Annotated in this window: 24 protein-coding genes; 10 read left to right on the top strand and 14 right to left on the bottom strand. The window is 61.7% G+C overall.

The features are described 5' to 3' along the window. Nucleotides 1-312 precede the first annotated feature (312 nt). From SAZ10_RS04825 to SAZ10_RS04800, 6 genes are all read left to right on the top strand, one after another. On the top strand, nucleotides 313-837 hold the full coding sequence (locus SAZ10_RS04825; protein ID WP_318608044.1) for a hypothetical protein: 525 nt from the start codon (nucleotides 313-315) through the stop codon (nucleotides 835-837). A 159-nt stretch (nucleotides 838-996) separates the two neighbouring features. Next, complete coding sequence (locus SAZ10_RS04820) at nucleotides 997-1,785, top strand: hypothetical protein (RefSeq protein WP_318608043.1); 789 nt, start codon at nucleotides 997-999, stop codon at nucleotides 1,783-1,785. Between the two features lie 68 nt (nucleotides 1,786-1,853). Continuing rightward, on the top strand, nucleotides 1,854-2,279 hold the full coding sequence (locus SAZ10_RS04815; protein WP_412535173.1) for a cysteine rich repeat-containing protein: 426 nt from the start codon (nucleotides 1,854-1,856) through the stop codon (nucleotides 2,277-2,279). A 26-nt stretch (nucleotides 2,280-2,305) separates the two neighbouring features. Further along, the gene (locus tag SAZ10_RS04810; protein ID WP_318608041.1) at nucleotides 2,306-2,878 is read left to right on the top strand and encodes an OmpA family protein; all 573 of its coding nucleotides are present in this window, start codon (nucleotides 2,306-2,308) and stop codon (nucleotides 2,876-2,878) included. Between the two features lie 94 nt (nucleotides 2,879-2,972). After that, nucleotides 2,973-4,598, top strand: coding sequence for a DUF1254 domain-containing protein (locus tag SAZ10_RS04805; RefSeq protein WP_318608040.1), 1,626 nt, complete (start codon nucleotides 2,973-2,975; stop codon nucleotides 4,596-4,598). A gap of 277 nt (nucleotides 4,599-4,875) precedes the next feature. After that, a complete protein-coding gene (locus SAZ10_RS04800; RefSeq protein WP_318608039.1) occupies nucleotides 4,876-5,208 on the top strand; it encodes a hypothetical protein in 333 nt (110 codons plus the stop codon). Nucleotides 5,209-5,305: 97 nt separating this feature from the next. On the opposite strand, the gene SAZ10_RS04795 is transcribed toward SAZ10_RS04800, so the two are convergent. Next, a complete protein-coding gene (locus tag SAZ10_RS04795) occupies nucleotides 5,306-6,265 on the bottom strand; it encodes a LysR family transcriptional regulator (RefSeq protein WP_318608038.1) in 960 nt (319 codons plus the stop codon). 110 nt (nucleotides 6,266-6,375) lie between these two features. Between SAZ10_RS04795 and SAZ10_RS04790 the strand changes: the two genes are divergently transcribed. Continuing rightward, nucleotides 6,376-6,855 (top strand): cupin domain-containing protein, encoded by a 480-nt coding sequence (locus SAZ10_RS04790; RefSeq protein ID WP_318608037.1) that lies wholly within the window; start codon nucleotides 6,376-6,378, stop codon nucleotides 6,853-6,855. A 172-nt stretch (nucleotides 6,856-7,027) separates the two neighbouring features. Here the strand turns inward: SAZ10_RS04790 and SAZ10_RS04785 are convergent, their stop codons facing one another. After that, nucleotides 7,028-7,213: a hypothetical protein gene (locus SAZ10_RS04785; protein ID WP_318608036.1), complete on the bottom strand. Its 186-nt coding sequence runs from the start codon at nucleotides 7,211-7,213 to the stop codon at nucleotides 7,028-7,030. Between the two features lie 253 nt (nucleotides 7,214-7,466). On the opposite strand from SAZ10_RS04785, the gene SAZ10_RS04780 reads away from it, so the two are divergent. After that, nucleotides 7,467-8,465 carry a hypothetical protein gene (locus tag SAZ10_RS04780; protein WP_318608035.1) on the top strand — a complete coding sequence of 333 codons (999 nt, stop codon included), beginning with the start codon at nucleotides 7,467-7,469 and terminating at the stop codon, nucleotides 8,463-8,465. Between the two features lie 108 nt (nucleotides 8,466-8,573). Here the strand turns inward: SAZ10_RS04780 and SAZ10_RS04775 are convergent, their stop codons facing one another. The 3 genes from SAZ10_RS04775 to SAZ10_RS04765 all read right to left on the bottom strand — a co-directional run bounded on the left by SAZ10_RS04775 (nucleotide 8,574) and on the right by SAZ10_RS04765 (nucleotide 11,647). Continuing rightward, a complete protein-coding gene (locus SAZ10_RS04775; RefSeq protein ID WP_318608034.1) occupies nucleotides 8,574-8,924 on the bottom strand; it encodes a DUF1491 family protein in 351 nt (116 codons plus the stop codon). A 139-nt stretch (nucleotides 8,925-9,063) separates the two neighbouring features. Further along, on the bottom strand, nucleotides 9,064-9,885 hold the full coding sequence (locus SAZ10_RS04770) for a peptidoglycan-binding domain-containing protein (RefSeq protein WP_318608033.1): 822 nt from the start codon (nucleotides 9,883-9,885) through the stop codon (nucleotides 9,064-9,066). Continuing rightward, entirely contained in the window at nucleotides 9,860-11,647 is a 1,788-nt protein-coding gene (locus tag SAZ10_RS04765; RefSeq protein ID WP_318608032.1) for a PAS domain-containing sensor histidine kinase, read from the bottom strand. The genes SAZ10_RS04770 and SAZ10_RS04765 overlap by 26 nt, the downstream gene beginning before the upstream one ends. A 464-nt stretch (nucleotides 11,648-12,111) precedes the next feature. On the opposite strand from SAZ10_RS04765, the gene SAZ10_RS04760 reads away from it, so the two are divergent. Together SAZ10_RS04760 and SAZ10_RS04755 are read left to right on the top strand one after the other, a co-directional pair. Then, a complete protein-coding gene (locus SAZ10_RS04760; RefSeq protein ID WP_318608031.1) occupies nucleotides 12,112-12,468 on the top strand; it encodes a DUF5330 domain-containing protein in 357 nt (118 codons plus the stop codon). Nucleotides 12,469-13,170: 702 nt separating this feature from the next. Continuing rightward, nucleotides 13,171-13,611, top strand: a complete 441-nt coding sequence (locus SAZ10_RS04755; RefSeq protein WP_318608030.1) for a SufE family protein — start codon at nucleotides 13,171-13,173, stop codon at nucleotides 13,609-13,611. 112 nt (nucleotides 13,612-13,723) lie between these two features. Here the strand turns inward: SAZ10_RS04755 and SAZ10_RS04750 are convergent, their stop codons facing one another. From SAZ10_RS04750 to msrB, 9 genes are all read right to left on the bottom strand, one after another. Then, nucleotides 13,724-14,149 (bottom strand): MucR family transcriptional regulator, encoded by a 426-nt coding sequence (locus SAZ10_RS04750; protein ID WP_318608029.1) that lies wholly within the window; start codon nucleotides 14,147-14,149, stop codon nucleotides 13,724-13,726. A 284-nt stretch (nucleotides 14,150-14,433) separates the two neighbouring features. Further along, a complete protein-coding gene (gene mnhG, locus SAZ10_RS04745) occupies nucleotides 14,434-14,802 on the bottom strand; it encodes a monovalent cation/H(+) antiporter subunit G (protein ID WP_318608028.1) in 369 nt (122 codons plus the stop codon). Further along, the gene (locus SAZ10_RS04740; RefSeq protein ID WP_318608027.1) at nucleotides 14,799-15,098 is read right to left on the bottom strand and encodes a cation:proton antiporter; all 300 of its coding nucleotides are present in this window, start codon (nucleotides 15,096-15,098) and stop codon (nucleotides 14,799-14,801) included. The genes mnhG and SAZ10_RS04740 overlap by 4 nt, the downstream gene beginning before the upstream one ends. Next, nucleotides 15,095-15,568, bottom strand: a complete 474-nt coding sequence (locus SAZ10_RS04735) for a Na+/H+ antiporter subunit E (RefSeq protein ID WP_318608026.1) — start codon at nucleotides 15,566-15,568, stop codon at nucleotides 15,095-15,097. The genes SAZ10_RS04740 and SAZ10_RS04735 overlap by 4 nt, the downstream gene beginning before the upstream one ends. Further along, a complete protein-coding gene (locus tag SAZ10_RS04730; RefSeq protein WP_318608025.1) occupies nucleotides 15,565-17,133 on the bottom strand; it encodes a Na+/H+ antiporter subunit D in 1,569 nt (522 codons plus the stop codon). The genes SAZ10_RS04735 and SAZ10_RS04730 overlap by 4 nt, the downstream gene beginning before the upstream one ends. 2 nt (nucleotides 17,134-17,135) lie before the next feature. Next, nucleotides 17,136-17,513, bottom strand: a complete 378-nt coding sequence (locus tag SAZ10_RS04725; RefSeq protein WP_318608024.1) for a Na+/H+ antiporter subunit C — start codon at nucleotides 17,511-17,513, stop codon at nucleotides 17,136-17,138. Next, nucleotides 17,513-17,932, bottom strand: a complete 420-nt coding sequence (locus tag SAZ10_RS04720; protein WP_318608023.1) for a Na(+)/H(+) antiporter subunit B — start codon at nucleotides 17,930-17,932, stop codon at nucleotides 17,513-17,515. Before SAZ10_RS04720 ends, SAZ10_RS04725 begins: the two co-directional genes overlap by 1 nt. Next, complete coding sequence (locus tag SAZ10_RS04715) at nucleotides 17,920-20,283, bottom strand: putative monovalent cation/H+ antiporter subunit A (protein ID WP_318608022.1); 2,364 nt, start codon at nucleotides 20,281-20,283, stop codon at nucleotides 17,920-17,922. The genes SAZ10_RS04720 and SAZ10_RS04715 overlap by 13 nt, the downstream gene beginning before the upstream one ends. Before the next feature lie 169 nt (nucleotides 20,284-20,452). Next, nucleotides 20,453-20,848 carry a peptide-methionine (R)-S-oxide reductase MsrB gene (gene msrB / locus SAZ10_RS04710; RefSeq protein WP_318608021.1) on the bottom strand — a complete coding sequence of 132 codons (396 nt, stop codon included), beginning with the start codon at nucleotides 20,846-20,848 and terminating at the stop codon, nucleotides 20,453-20,455. Nucleotides 20,849-20,932 lie beyond the last annotated feature (84 nt).

Here is a 20,932-nt window from a genome sequence, read left to right as displayed (position 1 = left end):
TCTAACGGACTCATACGTTCCGCCACCATCTAAAAAGCGCATCGTCACGTGGGGCCAATACCTTCGGCAGACAGAGCTATTTTGTCTTGCACGTGCCTTTTGCGGACTGATTCTCTGGAAAAGGCCGGACTGTTTCTCGACTCGCTCAGCAAAGCAGTTCTGGAAGGGTTCGATTAACCTGGAGCGCAGGGATATCGTCCCCTTTGCTCATGTTGCATACAGTTATTTACCTTCCAATACTCCGAAACATCGCGCCAACCTTGACCAAGAGGGCGGACACAAACGTCTCGCCTGCTTTCAAGGAGATGCTCGATGACGACCAGACGGAGCCTGTTGTTGACAGCCGCAGCTGTCGCGGCAACGGCGGTGCCGGCGAGACCGCGCGTGGCGCAGGCAGCCGACGAGGTGGCCGATTTTCTGTTCGTCCAGACCGCGGGCGCAATGACTTTCGACAAGGCGGCGAGCAAGCTGACGCTCGCGGGTGTAGGCCCCACGACCTTGTTCTTCTCTGACCGACCCGAGCGCATTGCGGGCAACATGAAAACGAGCGCCTTCGTTCCGTTCTGGAGCAAAGGCAAGGACAGTTTCCTTTCCGATCCGCCGAACGCCGACCTGTCGATCCTCGAAGGGAGCAAGCTCCAGCAGGCTGTCGTCGTCCTGGAGAATCCCGAACTGAACGGCAGCGACCTGACCTACAACGTGAAATTGGTTGGCGGCGAGATGCCGGAGAAAGGCTCCGAAGTGTCGGTGTTCATCGACATCATCGGCATGCCTTTGACCCCCCTCTCCTATGCGGGCGTGGCAAGGCGCGGCTACCGGCGGGCATTTCTGTACTAGCGGTTACCGGGAGGCTGCGCGAGGCTTCAAGAGATCGCTAACGATAGTGGCTTTCTGCTCCTGCTGAGACAACCCGTCGGGAACATCAGAGGTGCCGGATCTCGGTCGCTGGCCCAACTCTTTAGCGCTCGCAGCATAACTTTATCAAAGAGAGCCTTAATGAATCTTCGAACTCTTTTCCTTTCCGGCGGACTTCTCGCCGGATCCGTTGCTTCGGCACTCGCCGCGGACCAGGTATTTCCCGGCGCCAAATCAGTCGAATACCAATCCCCGTCCGGCTGGACGTTTACAATCGCGCCCTATGGTTGGCTGGCCGGGCTCGAAGGCGATGTGGGTGCGCGCGGCAGAACCGCTCATGTCGACGCCAGCATCGGTGATATCCTGTCCCATTTCGACATAGCCGCGATGGGGGTGGCCGAAGCGCGATACGAGCGGTTCGGCATCTTCACCGACCTTGTCTATGTTCGCCTGTCGGATTCTTCCGATACACCGTTTGGCGTGTTGGCAAGCGGCGTCGATGTCACAACGCAGAACCTGATGTGGACCGCTGCCGCCGAGTACCGCCTTCTTGACCAGACCAATGGCAGCATCGACGCGTTCGCCGGTTTCCGGCTGTTCTCTCTCAAGAACGAACTCGACTTCAACCCGCCAGGCCTCATCGGCGGCACCGAACTGTCACAGACCGAGACATGGGCCGATCCCATTGTGGGGTTGAAGGGGCAGGTCTCAATCACACCTGAGTTCTACCTCACCGGCTGGGGATTGGTGGGCGGCGGCGCCTCCTCGAAAATCGTGTGGGACGCAATGGGCGGTGCTGGCTACCAGTTCACGCAGTCCTTCTCCGCGGTGCTCGGCTATCGTGCAGCGGGCGTCAACTATGAGAATGACGGCTTCGTCTACGACACGATTCAGCAGGGGCCGATCCTGGGCGCCGTATTCCGCTTTTAGGCTCCGCCCCACGTGCTGCCTCGCAGGGTCGAGGCGATGACGATGTTCAAACCAGGAGGTTGAAATTGTTGAAGAGCTACCGGTTTCTCTGCGGTGCGTTCCTGTTCACCCTGTTTATCCCCATCGAGGTCGGCCACGCGCAAACGATAAGCTACGCCGATGCGATAACGACGCTTTCCCAAGCATGCGGTGCCGATATCAAGAAGCACTGTAAAGGCGTGAACCTCGGCAACAACGCGATTCAGAGCTGTCTTCAAGAGAACCAGGCAAAGGTTTCTCCGACCTGCACGGCGACCCTCGCGCAAGTTGGCGCCTCAATCCAGAAACGCCAGGCGGCGCAAGCTAACGTCGCCAGCATATGCCGGGGCGACGCCGCCCGGCACTGCAAAGGTGTCCAGCCCGGCGAAGCCCATCTTCTGGGCTGCCTTCTCAAGGCGGAGAGAGTGGTCACCGACGAATGCAACCAAGCCATCACTGATGCGGGATGGCGGTGAGATTGATCAAACGGGGAATGCTCAAAATGATTTCTGCTTCCGGCATCCGTAATGCTCTTGCTCTGGCTGCTCTGCTCGTCACAGGCAGCGCGCTGTCCGAGCCCCTCACCAACCAGCAACTTATCCAGAGCCTGGGCCAGGTCACCGAGGCTGCGCCGGCGGTCGATCCGGCGGTGCTCATGGAAGAAATCACCGCCAATGTCGGCAAGGGCGTTGCGGCCCTTCCGAACTTCGCTCAGCTCGCGGCCATGCCGCAGCTGACCGTCGAGATAAACTTCGAGTACGGCTCGGTTGCCATTGTGCCTGAGTCCTATCGGACAGTTGGCGTCATCGCGGATGCGCTACACTACCCGACTCTGCTCGGCCGCAAGTTTCTCATCGTCGGTCACACCGATTCGACCGGAGATGCCAACTCCAATCTGACGCTCAGCTTGAGGCGGGCCGAGGCCATCAGGGATGCGTTGAGCACGACGTTCGCAGTCCCACCGGACCGGCTATTTGCCATCGGGGTGGGAGAGGAGATGCCTCTCGACGCGGCTCATCCGACGGCGGCAGCCAATCGCCGCGTTCAGCTGATCAATATTGGATGGGCTCAATAGCCATCGGCGGCTGACCACCGCATCCAGTGCATCGGCCACCTTCGGCCGATCCGTCAATTCTCGGCACCTAATCTGTTCAACAAAGGAAAGCCCAATGAAACGCTACCTGAAATTGACCGGTACCACACTCATGGCCGCCCTCACCCTGCCTTCGTTCGCAGCCGTCGCACAGGTGAAACAAGAGACGGTCCAGTCTCTTGGCGCGTCCGAGGTCGCGAAGACGCGCTTCGTCGGCACGCTGGAGTTCAAAGACGGTGTGCCTACCGCTGAAACCGCCAATAAGGTATACGATACGCTCGATTTCACCCGCGCCCTCGACGTTTACAACAATAGCTTCCGCGGCGCGTCGGCCCTGGCGATCGTCAAGGGCTTTGCAGGCATTGGCGCCAAGCCTGGCGACGTCGCAATCTTCTCCGACCTGATGGACGCGAGCTCGCTGTTCCTGACCGCGAATGCCGACACGGTCTACTACTTGACGGCGCTCGATCTGAGCAAAGGGCCAATCGTTGTCGAACAGCCATCAGACGCCGTCGGCACGATCAACGACATGTGGTTCTCCTGGATCATCGATATCGGCGCTCCGGGCCCGGATCGCGGCCTCGGCGGCAAATACCTGATCGTGGGACCCGATTATAATGGCCCACTGCCTGAGGGCGGCTACTTTGTTGCGCATTCGAAGACAAACCTCGCCCTCTATGCCGCGCGGGCCTATCTCGTCGACAACGACCCCAAACCGGCCGTGGAGAACGTCAAGCGCAACCTTAAGATCTATCCCTATCGTCCGGGCTCCTTCGGAACGAGCATCGCAGAGGCACTCGATGGCACGGTGCGCATCGAAGGCGAGCCGAAGATTCCCGAGACGAAGTTCATCGAGGTCAGCGGGCTGTCGTTCAACACCATTCCGCCGAGTGACTACGGCTTCTTCGAACTGATCAACGAGAACGTTCAAAACGAGCCTGCCACGAGCTATGACATTGAGCTCGCCGGACAGCTGGCAGCCATCGGCATCGTGCATGGCAAGAAGTTCGCTCCTGACGAGCGGATGAAGATGATCCTGTCGGAGGCTGCCACCGTCGGCCAGGCATCCGGTCGCTCGCTCAACTGGCGCTTCGCGATGAAACACCCGGATTGGGCCTATTACGAAGGCTCGCATTGGGGCAGCATGCTGTGGGAAGGCGGTGCGTTTTTTGAAACCCCGCCGCCGCTCTTTGAGGAGGGCATATTCAAGCCGCTGGCGCCGACCGGCGCGCGTACGCTCGATTCTCGTACTGCCTTCTACTACGGCTACACGCTCGATTCGCCCGGCATGATCATGCGCATTCCGGAAGTCGGCTCGCAATACCTGATGGGCTTCCTCGATTCCGAGGGAACGCCCTTTGACGGTGCGAAAACCTACAAGGTGACCCTGCCCAAGGACATTCCCGCCAGGGCATTCTGGTCCTTCACGCTCTACGACAACCAGACGCGCTCGATGCTGCAGACGCCGCAGAAATACCCGCGCGCCGGCAGCCAGAGCTATCCCTCGCCCGCAGCCGAGTCCGCCGCGGACGGCACCACGACGGTCTATTTCGGCCCCACTCAGCCAAAGGGTGTGGCGCGCGGCAACTGGATCCAAACCGATCCCAAGAAGGGTTGGTTCACGATCTTGCGCCTCTACAGCCCGTTGCCGTCATTCTTCGACAAGACTTGGCGGCTGAGTGAAGTCGAACTGGTGAAATGACCAAACCGAGCCGGCGGCACATCGCCGCCGGCTCACCGGTTCTGCCTGCCCGAGCGTTCGGGGAGGCAGGCCGCAACAGCGGTGGCGATCGTTGGTTCACTTCAGGAGTGCAAGGGCGATAGCCACGATCCTTCGATCATATCCGAGCGAGATCGGTCCTCTAATTGGCTTGAGGTGGGCAAACAACTGCAGCACTTCGAGGGACCGGCATCCGTCTCGAAAATCCAGCTGGCGACCCGGATCGCCAGCATCAACCAGACGCTTGCGGGAAGCCTTCATGCGAACGCATATATTCAAGTCCTGCCTCATGCTCTTTTCGCTGAATCTCGTGGCTTGCACTACCAACGACGCGGTGGACGGCAATGCTGCAAATCTGGTCGGCACTGGGCCGGCCATTGCTCAGGCCGTCATGCCCGAATATTGCCAGGGGGCAGCGGCCAAAAAATTTTACGTCAGCCTGAATTCGATTTCCACCTTGCCCGCAGCAGCGGCGGATGGCGGTTTTGAAGTCAAGGGCAACACCACGGAAGGCGATACCAGGGTCTTCAATTGCCGGTTTGACTCAAGCGGCCGGTTCGTGGGTGTTATGACAGGCATCAGCGCGAGTTAGGCTGATCGAGATGGCAGACGGCTGCCGCAAGGCCGCGCCCGACACAAAATTAAGTCGGGCAGCGGACCTTGTGTGCAGAAGCTCAAACCGGCCGCAATCATGGGGCTATTCCGTTTCCCGTTTGCCGGAACCCAAGGGCGTCAATCGCTTCCTGGATCTGATCTCGTAGCCATTGGTGCGGTGGCTCGTCGTCGTGGCGAGCGTGCCAATACATCCTTATTTCAGGGACGGGGATCGGGAGGGGCGGCTCATAGATCGCGATGGGAAGCTTCCTCGCGACCGTGTCGGCAAACTGTCGAGGAACGGCAGCAAGGTAGTTTCCGCTGACGGTGGCCAGGGCGACAGCCTGGAAGTGCGGCAGAGCGAGGCTCACTCGGCGCGATCGGCCAATTTTGGTAAGGGCCTCATCGGTAAAGCCCGACATCGAACCATCGATGGAGCGGATGGCGTGAGGCAGATCGCAGAACAGCTCCATCGGTAGGACTTCGCCTTCCCTGACGCCCGCACGCCGGATTACGGCGTTGTCCTTGGCTGCAATGATTGCAAAAGGCGAGTGGAACAGCAGCGTGCTGGACACCCAGTCAGGGATCATCAACGGGCGTTCCAGCGCTGCATCGATCTGATCGTCCTGAAGCAGCCTCGCGACGTCGCCTCGAGCGCTATCCAGGAACCGCAAGGAAACTTGAGGCGCCAAGGCGGCGATGCGCGTAGCCAGTAAAGGCATCAGCAGCATCGAAAAGAAGTCGGCGCCCATGAGAGTGAAAGTTCGATCGAGTCCTGCCGGGTCGAATTTTCTCGTCGATTGGAAAGCGCGCTCTATCTCGCGCAGCGCCCCGCGGACGGGCTCAGCCAGGCTCTCCGCACGTGGGGTCGGGACCATCTCGTTGCCGCGCCGCACGAAAAGCTGATCGTTCAGGATGTGACGCAAGCGATTGAGCGCCGCGCTGACCGCAGGCTGGCTAAGCCCGATCTGCTCGCCCGCGCGCGTTACGCTTCTCTCGCGCAGAAGAGCATCGAGAACTCTGACAAGGTTGAGGTCGAGGGCGTTCGCATTCATCGTATCAATCCGCTCCATACGATCATTCGATTTCCGCTGACTACCTGGCTTGGCTAGACCGCCCCTCGACGGCGCCGCATCGGCAGCCTCAAGAAAGGAGCCAAAGCAAAATGACAGTGAACTCCAGCGCTATCGAGGGAAGAGAAATCCTGTGGTTCAACAATACACTTGTCATCGTCCATCTTTCGTCCGCCACGGGAGACGACGGCATCTGTGTTGTCGAGCATCACATGCCCTATGGCGATTCCCCACCGCTGCATGTGCATCGCCAGGAAGACGAAGTCTTCCACATCCTGCGCGGCAGAATGCGTTTCAGCATTGGCGGCATCGAGCGGATCGCGGGTGCGGGCGAAACGGTAATCGCACCCAAAGGCCTGCCTCACACTTTTCGAGTGGACTCGCATGAGGGAGCGCACTGCCTTACCATCACGCGCGGCTCTGATTTCGAAAGCCTTCTGCGCCAGATGAGCCGTCCGGCGGAGGAACTGAAGCTGCCGCCGCAGGCCGCGCCGACACCGGAAGCCATCTCAGCATTGACCGACTGCTGCGCGAAGAACGGCATCGACATCGTCGGAGCGCCGCTCCTCTGACGTCGGACTACGGGGCGGCGCTTCAGCCGCTTGCCCCGTCTTTTCCGGCTTACCCAGAAACCAGGCTGGCCCTGCCCGCTCAGGGGCATCTTGCACCGTTTGCGAAAGCCAATCGATGCCGGTCGCGCGGGCGGCCACGCGCCCCGCCTCCGCGCACCAATGGCCTCGGCCCTCAGTATTGCACAGGCCCCGGCTTCGGCAGTTCCGACTTGGCGATGATCTGACCGATCCGGTCGAGCGCGTTCTGCCGCTCATACCGTATCCCTGGAAAGATGATGATCGATGCAGTCGTGCCCGAGCTCGGCTTCGGCCGGGATTTCGCCGGCTTCATCGGCGAGAAAGAAAGCAGCATGCCCATTCGCGGTCCCCTTCTGGGTGACACACCGGAACCCACTACGCGACGCCTCCTCGAGCAGTAAGCCCATGGTAGGGTTAACAGCCTGCTAACGGTTTTTGGCTAGCATCGGAGGTGTGCGAAAGCTGCAACAGCCAGGCTCGTGCTGGCTGTGGCATTTCGCACAAGGTGTTGGTTGCGTCAGGCGTCGTTTTTCGTGTCATCTTCCGATTTCAGGCAGATCGCTGAGCGAAGCGATCGCGGCAGGAGAGAGCGGTTGTTTCGGGCCGCGGTGACGGCGTTCGCATCGCTTACCCGGCCGTCGCGCAATGAGATCGCGCAGCTTGAAGACCTCGTCCTTCCCCTCTACGACCACGTCTCGGTTGAGGCGCGCCGCTTCGTCGCGGCGGTGCTTTCAGAGATGGAGAACCCGCCTGCGGCCCTCGTCAGGCGCCTTGCCGACGAGAAGGTCGACATCGCCGCTCCCGTCCTGCTGCGTTCGAATGCGCTTGCCGACGTGGACCTGATCGCCCTTATTGGCCGCCATGGGCTCGGTCACGCCCGCGTGATCGGCAAGCGGCCCGACCTCAACCCGACCATCGCCCAGCTGATCAAGGCTCTCAGTCGAAGCGAGAAACGCGTCGCCCTTGTCGAGACAGCCACGGAACCTGACGGTCAGATGAAGCCAGCCGCCTCCGCAAGATCCGCTGCTCCCGAAACCCAGTCCCTCACCCGGAAGCCCGGCGCTGCCGCGGAGGAGGTTCGCGTAAAGCTGCGCGCGATGATGCGGCCGGCTGCGCCCGCTGCCGACGAGTGGCCGCGTATTTCGCTCACCCCTCCCCCCGGACTCTACGCCAAGCTCCGGGATACGGCGCTGACCGGCGTGCGAGAACTCTTCCAAACCGCGCTCGCAGACGCGCTTGGGATCGATTTCCCGCAGGCGCGGTCCATCACGGCCCGCTCGAACTTCGCCGAGCTGCTCGGCGCGCTCAAATTCCTCGAACTGGCTGAAGAACAGGCCTTGCTGGTCGCCGCTGCGGTCCACCCCCAGCAGTTCGGCCACGCCGAAGCGATCCGGCTCTTCCTCGAGCGCTACCGCCTGATCCACCGCGAGGCAGCCGCCGACAAGGTACGGGGCTGGAAGGCGGCAGCGGTCGCTACTGCGCTCAAGCCCGCAGCGGTCGCGACCGCTCTCATGCCGTCGGCCCAAACGGCGGCTCACGCGCCCGCCAATAGCCCCGGCAGGCGGGCGTTCGGCAGGGCAATAGGGCAATAAGGCAGTAGGGCAGTAGGGCGGTACAAGAATTCAGATATCGCGAATGCACATACACTGAAACCAGCGTCGCGAACCCTTATTGCCCTATTGCCCTATTGCCTTACTGCCCTAGTCAGGCTTCGCCACCGTTACGAGCTCTTCCAGAGGCGTCTCGCCGGGCTCGATCTCGACTATCCATATGTCGCTGTCGAAGCGTGCCTCCTTGGCGAGCCGCGTCTCGATCTCCGTGGCATCGCCCTCCTGGATCAGAATGCCGAACTGCCGCTCGTCGGGGCGGTCGCTGTCATAGGCGCTCTGTGGCGCCGGACCCAACAGCGTCGAAGTTCCGAAACGGCTACGCGTCACGATGAAGATCGCCCCCGCTTCGGTCGCGCCGCGCCGCACTACGGCGGCAAAACCGCCCTCACCGAACACTCGCCGGGTCAAGGCCGAAACCCAAAGATCGCTGGTGACACGCATGATTAGGGGAATAGGGGAATAGGGCAGTAGGGAATAGGGGAGTAGCGATCATAAAGCCAAGCACCGTCGGGAAAAACAGGCCGGGAAGCCCTGGTTCCCTTTACTGCCCTACTCCCTTACTCCCATAATCCCCTCTCACCTAGTTCGTCAGCCCGATCTCCCGCATCTTGGCGTAGACTTCCCGGCTGGGCTCGCCTGTCACTTGAAGGCCGAACAGCGACTGGAACTCGCGGATGGCCGCCTTGGTCTTCGCACCCATCCTCCCGTCGATTTCCATCTTGTCGTTGCCGAACGCCTTCAGCCCAGCTTGAATCTTCATGATCATCGGATCCGGGCCGGTGGCAGCCGGCGTCTCTAGCTTGGCCGAAATCATCTCCGGCTTAGGCATCGGATCGGACGGTACCGGCACCTGCGAATCCGGCAATATCTGCATTTGCATCTGCGGCGACGCAGGCGGCTTAGGCTTGATGCCTGCGGTCGTATCGTCGACCGCGAGCAGTTCGAGCAAGCTCGGATCGATCTCGCCCGACACCTCCGTGCCCAAGGTCTTGCGATACGCCGCGATCGCATTGCGCGTGGCAGGGCCATTGAGACCGTCGACCGCACCATCATAAAGGTTCATCGACTTCAGGATCGCCTGCACCTTTTCGATGGTCGGATCGGGTTTTGGCTTCGGCGGCTCGGCCGAGCCCTGCCGCTCGATCCTGATCGTCGTTTCCCCGGAAGGGTCCGGTGGTCCGACGTAGTTCGTCTCGCGGGTGGCGAAGAACGCGCCGTTATGGAAGTGCGGTTGATACCAGATCGCGTTGGCGGAGACATAGGAGAGCGCGACGACAAAAGCGGTGGTGCCGCCGACCAGCGCCGGGTTGCGCACGAGGATACCGCCGAGCGCTGCGACAGCCTCGCTGAGCGGGCTCTGCGGCTCGCTCTCCAGGTCAGGCAATCTTGCGGATCTGCCCATCAGGAACCTCGTCGTTCTGGAGCTGGATCACCTTCGGTGCATCACCGGCGGCAGCGCGTGCTGCCGGACCAGCGATCGGAAGGCTGATCGTCACAACTGTCCCCTCCCCGGGCGCGCTCTCGATCATCATCGAGCCGTGGTGAAGCTCGACAAGGCCCTTCACCAGCGACAGGCCAAGGCCAGCGCCTTCATATTCTCGCGTATAGTCGTTGCGAACCTGCGTGAAAGGCCGGCCGAGGCGCGCAAGATCTTCCTGCTTGATGCCGATGCCTGTGTCGCTCACCCAGAAATGCAGTCTGGAGCCGAGCCGATTGGCCCCGACCTTCACCGTTCCGCCAGTCGGCGTGAACTTCACGGCGTTGGAAATCAGGTTGATCAGCATCTGCTGCACCGCGCGCCGGTCGCCGACGATATTGCCGACAGAGGGCGCTATGTCCGCTTCAAGCGAAAGCGATTTGCGGGCCGCCTGCAGAGACATCATCGAGCGGCAGGTCTCCACCGCGTCCCGGAAGGCGAAGGACTCCGGCTCGATCGGATAGGAACCACACTCGATCTTAGAGACGTCGAGGATCGAGGTCACGACCGCCAGCAGATGATTGCCGGACTCCCGAATGAGCCCCGCATATTCCTTCTGCCGCGGATTGGCAAAAGGCCCGAACATCTCATTCTCCAGCATGTCGGAGAAACCGATGATGGCGTTGAGCGGCGTCCGCAGCTCATGGCTGACCACGCCCAGGAAGCGGCTCTTGGCAAGGTCGACCTCGCCGGCATTGGCTCGCAATGCCGCCAGCTCCGCGCGCAAGGCGACGACCTCGTCGTTCGGCCTCAGCACTGCAATCAGCGGCCGTTCGAGGTCGCCCGTCTCGGCGACCTCCACGACGAAACTCGGGTAGTTCTCCTCGGCCTCGTTCATTCCCCGTGGGGCACGTACCCTCAGCTCCAGCTTGCGGGACGGCGCGCCGTCGCGAAGGTCCGAGAGGGCGCAGAGCCAGGCGACGCGGTCGCCGACATGGATCCGGTCAAACAGTCCGGCGCCGAGAAGCAGCGACGGTTGCAGCCCGGTAAGTCTTTCGACCTTGCCGCCGGCGTCCAGCACCTCGCCTGTCTTCGAGAGGCGCAGCACGGCCGCATCGATGATGTCTTCCGCCGTGATCGGCCGGCGCTCCGCAGCATTTCTTTCCCGCTCGGCGAGAAAGGTCCTGGCCCGCACCAGAATGCTTGCGAGATAGGCCGCAGGAATGAGCCAGTGCCAGGATGTCGGTGCGGGCGGCGACAGATCGAGCGCAAGCCCGATCCAGCCCTGCAGCAGGAGCGTAACCACGGAGGCTGCGCCGCCTGCGATCATGGCGGTGCGGTCGCGCCTCACCCAGAGAGCCTCGGCGAGAGGCATTGCGGTGAGCAGCGCGAACGGCGAGGACAGGCCGCCTGCCCCGGCGACGATCGCTGCAGTCGACACAGAGATGATGACGAGCAGCCCGAACTCTGCCAGCCGTGCCCGGGTAATGCTAAGCATCAGACCCGTCAGCCAACCGAAGGCGATGACCAGGCAGACCAGCGCAACGATTTTCGAGGCACCGACCCTATCGGCCAGTGTCTGCACGAGGCCGGCAGCGAGCAGCACAGGCGCGAGCAGCGCCAGAATGAATAGCCTGCGGGGTCCAGCGGAGGCGCTCTCATTGGCCTCTGCCGGGTATGCAAAACGTTCGGCGGCGGATGAAACACCACCGAGGCATTCATGCCATCTGGAGACAAACGCACTCAACGCAACGCACTCGCACCTGCACGGTTCTGAAGCCGATTTGGTTAACGTCGAAACTCGCATCGAGCATTTAAGGAAAGGATAAGGCCGGGAGATCTGGCGCCCGCGGCGGCGCGAATATTGAGCCCGCCGGCCGCAAAGTACCGGGCTTTTGCCTGCATGGTAAATGGAGGGTTAGGCGCATGAGGCCCCGCCACTTTTGCGAAATCGATCCCTTCAGATCGGTTGCCTTTGGGAGAAGGTGCTTCCAGATCAACGGGTTAAATGATTAACAAAACCTTGCTTGCCTGGCAGCAATTCGCCTGAAAAGCGCAGCGAATCCGATCATTTAAAATTCGAATCGAATTCGCGGAAAATTCGATTCGCTCGTGAAAGCCGCCCTTTGCTCGTGTCTGTCATTGTGCGCTCGAAGAGAGACCGGCCCGACAAGGCCGGCAAGATGAACATGGTGTGAAGAGGGACAAGCCATGTGGTTTTTGATCCGTGCAGCGTTCTGGTTTTCGCTTGTGCTGCTGATGCTGCCGTTCGGCAGTGACGAGAACGGCAATCAGGTCAGCCCGCTGCAGGCGCTGCTGGCGGCGCGTGCGGCCGTCGACGACTTTTCCGGCATCTGCGAGCGCAAGCCCGAAGTCTGCGATACCGGCAAGGCCGCGCTCCACACGATCGGTGTCAGAGCCAAGGCCAGCGCGAAGCTCGCCTACGATATGCTTGGCGACGAAACGAACGAAACCGTCGTTCCGGCAAAGCGGCCCGGGGCACCTCAGGCAGACGTGACGATCAAGACCGGAACGGTCGCGCCTGCGGCTTCGAACGGTGCGAGCTGACCGGGCCGGATCGACACGGTGCTCAATCTCTTTGTCTGCGCATCGGATTTGTCGGAAAAACCGCTGCAGTTTCCGTCCGATGCTCTAGACGGACAACCCAGACGACAATTCTCCGCCGGACAACCGGCGCGCCGCCGGCTCGTTGCCCTCTCCGTACCGACGGCGCTTTTTTCTTTTATTCATTGCCGCCAAGCCCCAACTCATCCTTTTGGCCGATAGAGCAGCTTCCCCGAAAAGGCGCAGACTTTTTGGATGAGGTGATGCTGTAAAATAAAGCAGTTGGGTAGGATGAATGATCCGCCGAATTCGTCTTGTACTAATGCCGACTAGGGGGTTCCAACCGGCCCGGCAGCCGCGGAATCTGTGCAATACCCGCCGAGGATCCGGGCGGCGAGGTGCGCCGCCATCGTTGCTCCGGGACGGCGCGTCGGCCGGGGCGGATCAGGGTCTTGGGCAACACCCGGCCGACTACCGGCCGCGCGAATGCGATCAGGGAGGGCCTTCACACCACCAGGAATGGCCAAGGTCAGTGTCGGCCGGTTGCCAGCGGCGCGATCCGCACCGGCCCGCCCGCGACGCTGCGGTTCATGGGAACTATCGTACTTGGTTACAGATCAGGCCATGGGTTCCGGCGGACGTTGTCGGCCGGAGCCCCGTTTCTTTTTCCGTGACGCCCGCGCTCGCCGCTACTATATCGGAGGCATGACCGTACCGACGATCAACACGATCCGCGACGATTTCTCCTTCCTTGACGACTGGGAGGACCGCTATCGCTATATCATCGATCTGGGCGACCAGTTGGAGCCTTACCCGGATTCGGCCCGCGACGCAGAGCACAAGGTGCAGGGCTGTGTCAGTCAGGTCTGGCTGTTGACCAGCAGGAAAGGCGCGGGCGACCCGGTTCTCGAGTTCCAGGGTGATTCCGACGCCCACATCGTGCGTGGGCTGGTAGCGATCATGCTCTCGCTTTTCTCAGGAAGGCGAGCGAGCGAGATTCTCAAGACTGATGCCGAAGCTACCATGCGCGAATTCGGCCTCGACGAGCATCTCACTCCGCAACGCGCCAATGGACTGCGCTCTATGATCAAGCGCATCATGCGCGAGGCGGAAACGGCTTTGGCGCCGGCTGCAGTAGGGCAATAAGGCAGTAGCATAGGGGTTTATTCCCCTACCCCCCGCTATTCCCTGTTGCCCGTTCCCCGAGAAAGACGGCGCCGCCCTTCAACGCCGCCTTCCATGGGACTCCTGCGGAAACTCAGCGAGACTTGCGCTTGCGGCCAAGTCCCATCTTCTTGGCGAGCTGCGAGCGCGCCTGCGCATAGTTCGGGGCGACCATCGGATAGCTTGAATCGAGGCCCCACTTCTCGCGGTACTGGTCAGGCGTAAGCCCGTAATGGGTCATCAGGTGCCGCTTCAGGGACTTGAACTTCTTCCCGTCCTCAAGGCAGATGATGTAGTCGTCATGGACCGATTTCTTCGGATTGACAGCCGGCTTCTGTTTGTCGGCCGGCGGCTGCTCGGGTGCGCCGCCAACGCGTCCGAGGGCGGCATGCACGTCGGCGATCAGGTTGGGTAGTTCACCGGCAGGAACAGGATTGTTGCTGACATAGGCCGCGACGACATCGGCCGTTAGCTCGATCAGCATCTCGCTGTTTTTCGAGGTAGTCTCTGCGATTTCCATTTGTTTCGAGCCCCAACGGCTAGAGTTATGTAAGGTCCCCGTTACTTGCTGTTCGGGGTTCGGTTAGGCGCGCGCGACTAGGAGCCGTCCAGAATCGCTTCGCAACGCCTTAAATGGGCCGTTATATACATTAAGTCAATTCACTATTTGACGATTCCGCCGAACAGCTTTGACTAACGAGCGAACTATTGCGGCCAGCTTTGATTATTAACAATCTGTAATGTTCAGCTGCAACAGCTCAACCGTGGATTGGTCAGAATTTCTTTGGGCCCACGCACGCTTGCTCACTGAACATCCGTGCCGGCCATTTTGTCGCGGCCTTGCCCCGTGGCGTAATCGTCCGCCACCGAACCGCTCCACAATTTGAGACCGGACGCGTGCGCGGCTTTTGCGAGCAGGTGCGCCGAGACGGGTGCCGTTAAAAGGAAGAAAGCGACCCCGCCGAGCGCACGCGTGGTCATCGCAAGGTCATCCGTGTAGACCGCAAGTGCAATCAGCATCACGCACGAGCCCAACGTTCCAGCTTTTGAGGCCGCGTGCATGCGCGTGTAGAAGTCGGGAAGCCTGATCAAGCCGATCGAGGCAGTCAGCGCGAAGACCGATCCAAGAAGGATGAGGATCGCGGCGAGCGTGCTTTGCAGCGCGTCGATCATTCGACCTCTTCCCTCTCGATCGTCCTGCGCCGGAGAATGAACCGCGCAAAGGCGACCGTTGCCAGGAAACCGACCAGCCCCAGCGCGATCGCGATGTCGGTGTAAAGCGTATGGCCTGTCCTGATGCCGAGCACGGCGATGAAGCCGATCGCAACAGCGACCAGCATATCGAGTGCCAGCACCCGATCGGGCAGCGTCGGCCCAATGACCACTCTTGCGACAGTAAGCAGAAAGGACAGACTGAGCACACCGAGCGCGACATTGAGCGACCACTGAAGAAAGAGCGCGGCAGTCATCGGAACGCCTCCAGGATCTTGCGCTCGAAGCCGTCTGCGATGTCGCGTCGCGCCTGGTCGGGATCCGAGCAGTCGATCGCATGCACGAACAAGGTTTTGCGGTCGGCCGACACGTCCACCGAGAGCGTGCCCGGCGTCAAAGTGATAAGGTTGGCAAGCAGCGTAATCTCGAAGTTCCGCTCGACCTTCATCGGATAGGCGAATATCCCGGGCCTCAGTTCCATGCGCGGCATCAGGACCAGCCTCGCCACGCGGTAGCCCGAGAGCATGAGTTCGTAGAGAAAGAGCAGGGCGAGCTCGGCTATCCGCAAAGGCCGCAGAGCGACTTCCCGCCGCCGGCGCTGCTCGCGGGCAAAGGAGGAGGCAAGGACACTCAGCACCACACCCAGCAAAGCATTCGGGATTGTCCAGGAGCCGGTGAGCGCGATCCAGGCGAGTGTCAGCAGCAAAATGCCGAGCCAGTTCTTCACGGCGCCGCCCTCCCCGGGAAGACGGCGTCGACATAGGGTGTCGGTTCCAGCAGGCCGGCTGCGGCGTTCTTTGCCGCCGCGACAAACGGCTCAGGGTAGAGGCCCATCGCCAAGGACGGCGCGAGCAATGCGATGAGAGCAGCGAAGGCGAGGTGCGGCACCTTTCGCCGCCGTTCGGCCAATGCTGGATTATCGGCATTCTCGCGCCAGAAGGCGAGCAGGAAGACCCGGCCGAAAGCGACCGTCGTGAGTAGTCCGGTCACGAGAATCACCGCCGCCAACCAGCCTGCACCGGCATCGAGCGAAGCCCTGACCAAGACGATCTTCGGCCACAGGCCCGAGCCCGGCGGCAGTCCAGCGATCGCGAAAGCAAGGAGCAAGGCCCCTGCCGCCAGCACCGGCGCCCTGTCATAAAGTCCCGCGAGCGCTTCGAGCGAGAAGCTGCCGCCCGCATCGCGGATCATCCCTGCAAGCAGATAGAGCGCTGTGACCACGAGCATCGAATGAACGGCGTAAAGGATTGCGCCGGAGAGACCGGCCGCATCGCCGACCGCGAGGCCGGACAGCATGACGCCGACGCCGGAGATCAGCACAAAGCCGACCATGCGGCGGATGTCAGACTGCGCCAGCGCGCCGAGCACGCCCAGAAGCATGGTTGCCGCCGCGATCCAGCCGATGAGGGGAGAAAGCGCGAGGCGCTCCGCCGGCATGATCATGACCAGCACGCGCAGCAGCGCATAGAGGCCGATCTTGGTCAGCAACCCACCGAACAGCGCCGAAGTAACGATCTTCGGCGTGTGATAGGAGGCAGGTAGCCAGAAGTTCACCGGAAAGGCAGCCGCCTTCATACCGAAGGCGACAAGGTAGAGAGTAGCCAGCGTCATCATGGGCGCTTCCGAGCCGACTGCCGCCATCTTGCGGTGAAGGTCGGCCATGTTGAGCGTGCCGAACACTCCGTAGAGGTACCCCGTGGCAATGAGGAAAAGCGTCGTCGCGATCAGATTGAGGATCGCATATTTGACGGCGCCGTCGATGCGAGCCTCGTCGTCGCCGACCACCAGTAGCCCGAACGACGAGATGACGAACACCTCGAACCAGACATAGAGATTGAACACGTCACCGGTAAGGAAAGCGCCGCCGACGCCTGCCATCATCAGCGTCAAAAACGGATAGAAGCCGTAGCGACGTCCGGCGATGTCGATGTCGCGCAGCGAATAGAGCGCCGCGATGAAGCCGACGATCGAGGCGGTGAGTGAAAGCAGGGCGCCGAGGGCGTCGGCAGCAAAGGAGATGCCGAACGGCGGCAGCCAGCGGCCCATGGTCATCACGATCGGCCCTTGCGCCGAGACGCGCGCGAAGAGCAACGCCGCGCAGACGATCGTCAGCGCGAGACCGGCAAGTGCGATCGCGCCTTGCACGCCCGTCCTGTGGCGCAGCGCGACTAGCAGCGCTCCCGTTAGGAGAGGGATCACGACCGGCGCGATCACCAGCCAATCGGCAGGCGCGGTCGGCGCCGTAATGATGGCTGCCGCAAGGTCGATTGCGGTTCCTCCGGTCGCGGCCATGCTCAATACCCCATCGGCGGCGGGTTTTCGGATTCGGGTTCGGCAAGCCTCATGCGGCCGGTATCGTCGGTACCAAGATCGTTATAGGCCCGGTAAGCGAGCACCAGCAGGAAGGCGAAGAAGGAGAAGGAGATGACGATCGCCGTGAGGATCAAGGCTTGCGGCAGCGGGTTCGCGGTAGCGCCCGCCGGAAGATAGGCGCTCTCCGAAATAATCGGCGGCGTCTTGCTGGCGACCCGGCCCGCCGTGAAGATCAGCAGGTTCACGGCATTGCCGAAGAGGACGATGCCGAGTAGCACGCGGATGATGTGCTTCGACAGCATCAGGTATATCCCAGCAATGAAGAACAGGCCAACCGTCAGCGAAAGCGCCGTCTCCATCAGCCGTCTTCCCGGTCTTCAAGCGCCAGCGCCACGGAGGAGAGCGAGCCCAGCACGACAAGATAGACGCCAATATCGAAGCTCATGACTGTCGAGACGTCTATTTCGGCTCCGAGGAAATAAAAACTCGCCCAAATGCCGGTAAGGAACGGCACGCCCTGAACGAACGAGAGGAGGCCGGACGCGGCCGCGAGCAGCAGCCCCGCCCCGGAAATAGCAAGCGGATGGAAATAAAGGGCTCGGCGAACCGATGGCACCCCAAAGGCGATGCCGTAGATGGCGATAGCTGCAACGGCAATCAGCCCGCCGATGAAGCCGCCGCCGGGATCATTGTGGCCGCGCAGGAGCACGAATACGGAAAACAACAGCATCAGGCTTGTGAGCGCCGGCGCGATGGTCCTGAAGATCAGCGTGCGCATTTCAAACCTTTTTCGGTCATTTTCGCCGAGCTACGGCTCTTCATACGGATCAGAGTAAGGATAGCGAGGCCCGCGACCATCACCACGGTGATCTCTCCCAGCGTATCAAGCCCACGGAAGTCGACGATGATCCCGTTGACGATGTTGCGGCCATGCGCGATCGCTCGTGAATGGGCAGCGAAGAAAGCGCTGAGCGTGTCGTCGAACGGCAGTTGCGTCGCCTTCAGGAGGAGCAGCCCGAAACCCAGCCCGCCAGCGATCGCGACAAGGCTGTCGATCATCCCTGTGGGAAGCGGCCGGCGGTCGGCAAGCTCCAGCCTGAGGCGTGTCATCACCAGGGCGAGGATCACAACCGACAATGTCTCGATCATGAACTGGGTGAACGAAAGATCAGGCGCGCCGAGCAGCATGAAAAGCAGCGCCACGGCAAAGCCCTGAATGCCGAGCGATACGATCGCGGTGAGACGGCTCCTGGCGCGCAGCACGGCGATGAGGCCGATGACCGCAATCAGCAGCACCGCCCATTCGTGGAGTTGCAGCGCCGGCCAGGCCGGCATTGCCGGCCATTGGCCATAGCTCGCCATCGGAACCAGGAGGGCGAGCGCAAGGACGATGAAGGTCACCTTCATGTAGATGTCAAGCCGGCCACCCTGGATCACGCGGCTGATCGCGAAGGAGCCCTTGAGCAAGCCGCGAATGACCTGATCGAAGCCGCGGTCCGGGCCCCAACCGATCGCGCCGAGCAACGCCGCTACCGTGCGGCGAGCCTGGAACTGCCACGTAAAGACCACGAGGCCCAGCGCAACGGTCAGCACCGACAGCAGAAGCGGCATGCCGAGATGTGGGATAGTTGTAATCTCGATGTCGGCGCGAGCCCCCACGACGGCGCTCGCCATCGCCGAAGACAGGTAACGATGCGTGGTCGAGGAAAGCACAGCCGTGACAACGCTCAACAGGGCCAAGACAGCTGGGCCCAACCAGAGCAAGATCGGTCCTTCATGCGCAGGTTTCGGCGACCGCGGCTCCCCCCCGAGAAAGGGAGTAAGCGCGACGCTGAACGCGGTCGCCGCCATAATCGCGTTGCCGAACAGAGCGACTATGCTGGCGAAGGCTGCCGCAGCCCATCCGCCGCTTTCGATTACCGCCGCATAGATCTCTTCCTTGGCCAGGAACCCGAAAAGGAGCGGTAGCCCGGCCATCGAGGCACCGGCCACCAGCGCAGCGCCGAAGGTGATCGGCATCACCTTGCGCAGGCCGGCAAGCTGGGTGAGGTCACGCGAGCCTGCCTCATGATCGACTGCTCCCACGACCATGAAGAGCCCGCCTTTGAACATGGAGTGCGCGATCAGATAGAGCACCGCGGCCTCGACGGCTTTGTCCGAGCCAAGCCCGGTCAGCAGGACGAGCAGTCCGAGCGAGCCGACCGTCGTGTAGGCCAGCACGAGCTTGAGGTCCGTCTGCCGGATCGCAAGCACAGCCCCGGCGATCAACGTCAGCCCGCCGGCGACGGGCAGCACCGTCTCCCAAACAGCGGTGTTGCCCATCACCGGATTGAGCCGCATCAGCAGGTAGACACCTGCCTTCACCATCGTCGCGGAATGCAGATAGGCGGAAACCGGCGTCGGCGCCTCCATGGCATTTGGCAGCCAGAAATGGACCGGGAACTGTGCGGACTTGGTGAAAGCGCCGCCCAGGACCAGCATCAACGCGGCGAAGTAGAGCGGGCTCTCGCGCAGCGCGTCGCCCTTGCCAAGCAGCGCCGACATCCCGCCTGCGCCCGTAGCACTCCAGATCACCAGAAGGCCGGCGAGCAGCGACAGGCCGCCCATGCCGGTGACGACCAGCGCCTGGAAGGCGGCGCGCCTCGCCGCCTCGCGGTGATTGTCGAAGCCGATCAAGAGGAACGAGGTGATCGACGTCAGCTCCCAGAAGAAGAACAGCGTGATGAAGCCGTCAGCGAGAACCAGCCCCTGCATAGAGCCCATGAACAGCAGGATGAAGGAGAAAAACCGGCCCTGCCGCGGATGGCCCTGCAGATACCCGCCTGAATAGAGGACGATCAGCGCGCCGATCCCGGAGATCAGCAGCGCAAAGGTGAGCGACAGCCCGTCGATGAACCAGGAAAAATCGACGCCTATGCTCGGCGCCCAGGCGACAGTGCCCACGGCGGTACCTCCCTCGGCAACAAGCGGCTCGAAGGACAAAAAATGCGCGAACAGGAGGGCGGGGACCAACGCCAGCACCCAGGCGGCATTGTGACCGAGAAAACGCGTCAAGATCGGCGCAAAAAAAGCGCTGATGAAGGGAAGCAAAAGGGCGAGGAAGGTGAGCGTTCCCGCTTCGGTCGGCATGATTCTCCCGGTTTCACGCGAGCTTGGGTCGGCGGCGTTGACTTATAGGCTCACTCCGCACGCCACAAGACTTCTCGGCGGGCAACCTCATGCCAATCCCCGGCATACTTCTCGCGGCCGGGGATCGAGCTTTTCGAAGGGCGGCTCGACGGAGCCTTCGATCAGTCCGTCAGGCCGGCTTGAAGTTTAGCGCCACACCGTTGATGCAATAACGCTGGTATGTCGGCGGCGGGCCGTCGTCGAACACGTGGCCCAGATGGCTGCCGCAGGCAGCGCAATTCACCTCGGTTCGGACCATGCCGTAGCTGCGATCGACGCTTGTTTCCACGGCGCCTTCGACCGGCTCGTTGAAGCTTGGCCAGCCGGTGCCGCTCTCGAACTTGACCTTGCCTTCGAACAGCGGCGCGTCGCAGCCGGCGCAGTGGAACGTGCCTGGCCGCTTCTCGAACAGGAGCGCGCAGCTCCCCGGCGGTTCGGTGCCGTGCTCGCGCATCACTCGATACTGCTCGGGTGTCAGCAGCTCGCGCCACTCGGCGTCACTACGGGTAACTGGATAGGTATGCATCGCATCCTCAGACGGTGGAGATAGCCCGAAGTTAAGGTCGCGCGCGCACCGCCACAATAGCGGCCCGCTCGGCATCTCGACGGG

Source organism: Mesorhizobium sp. BAC0120 (assembly GCF_033542235.1).
Classification (GTDB): Bacteria; Pseudomonadota; Alphaproteobacteria; order Rhizobiales; family Rhizobiaceae; genus JAWRCU01.
Note: the sequence above shows the minus strand (reverse complement) of the source record. Positions and strands in the feature narration are given on the sequence as shown.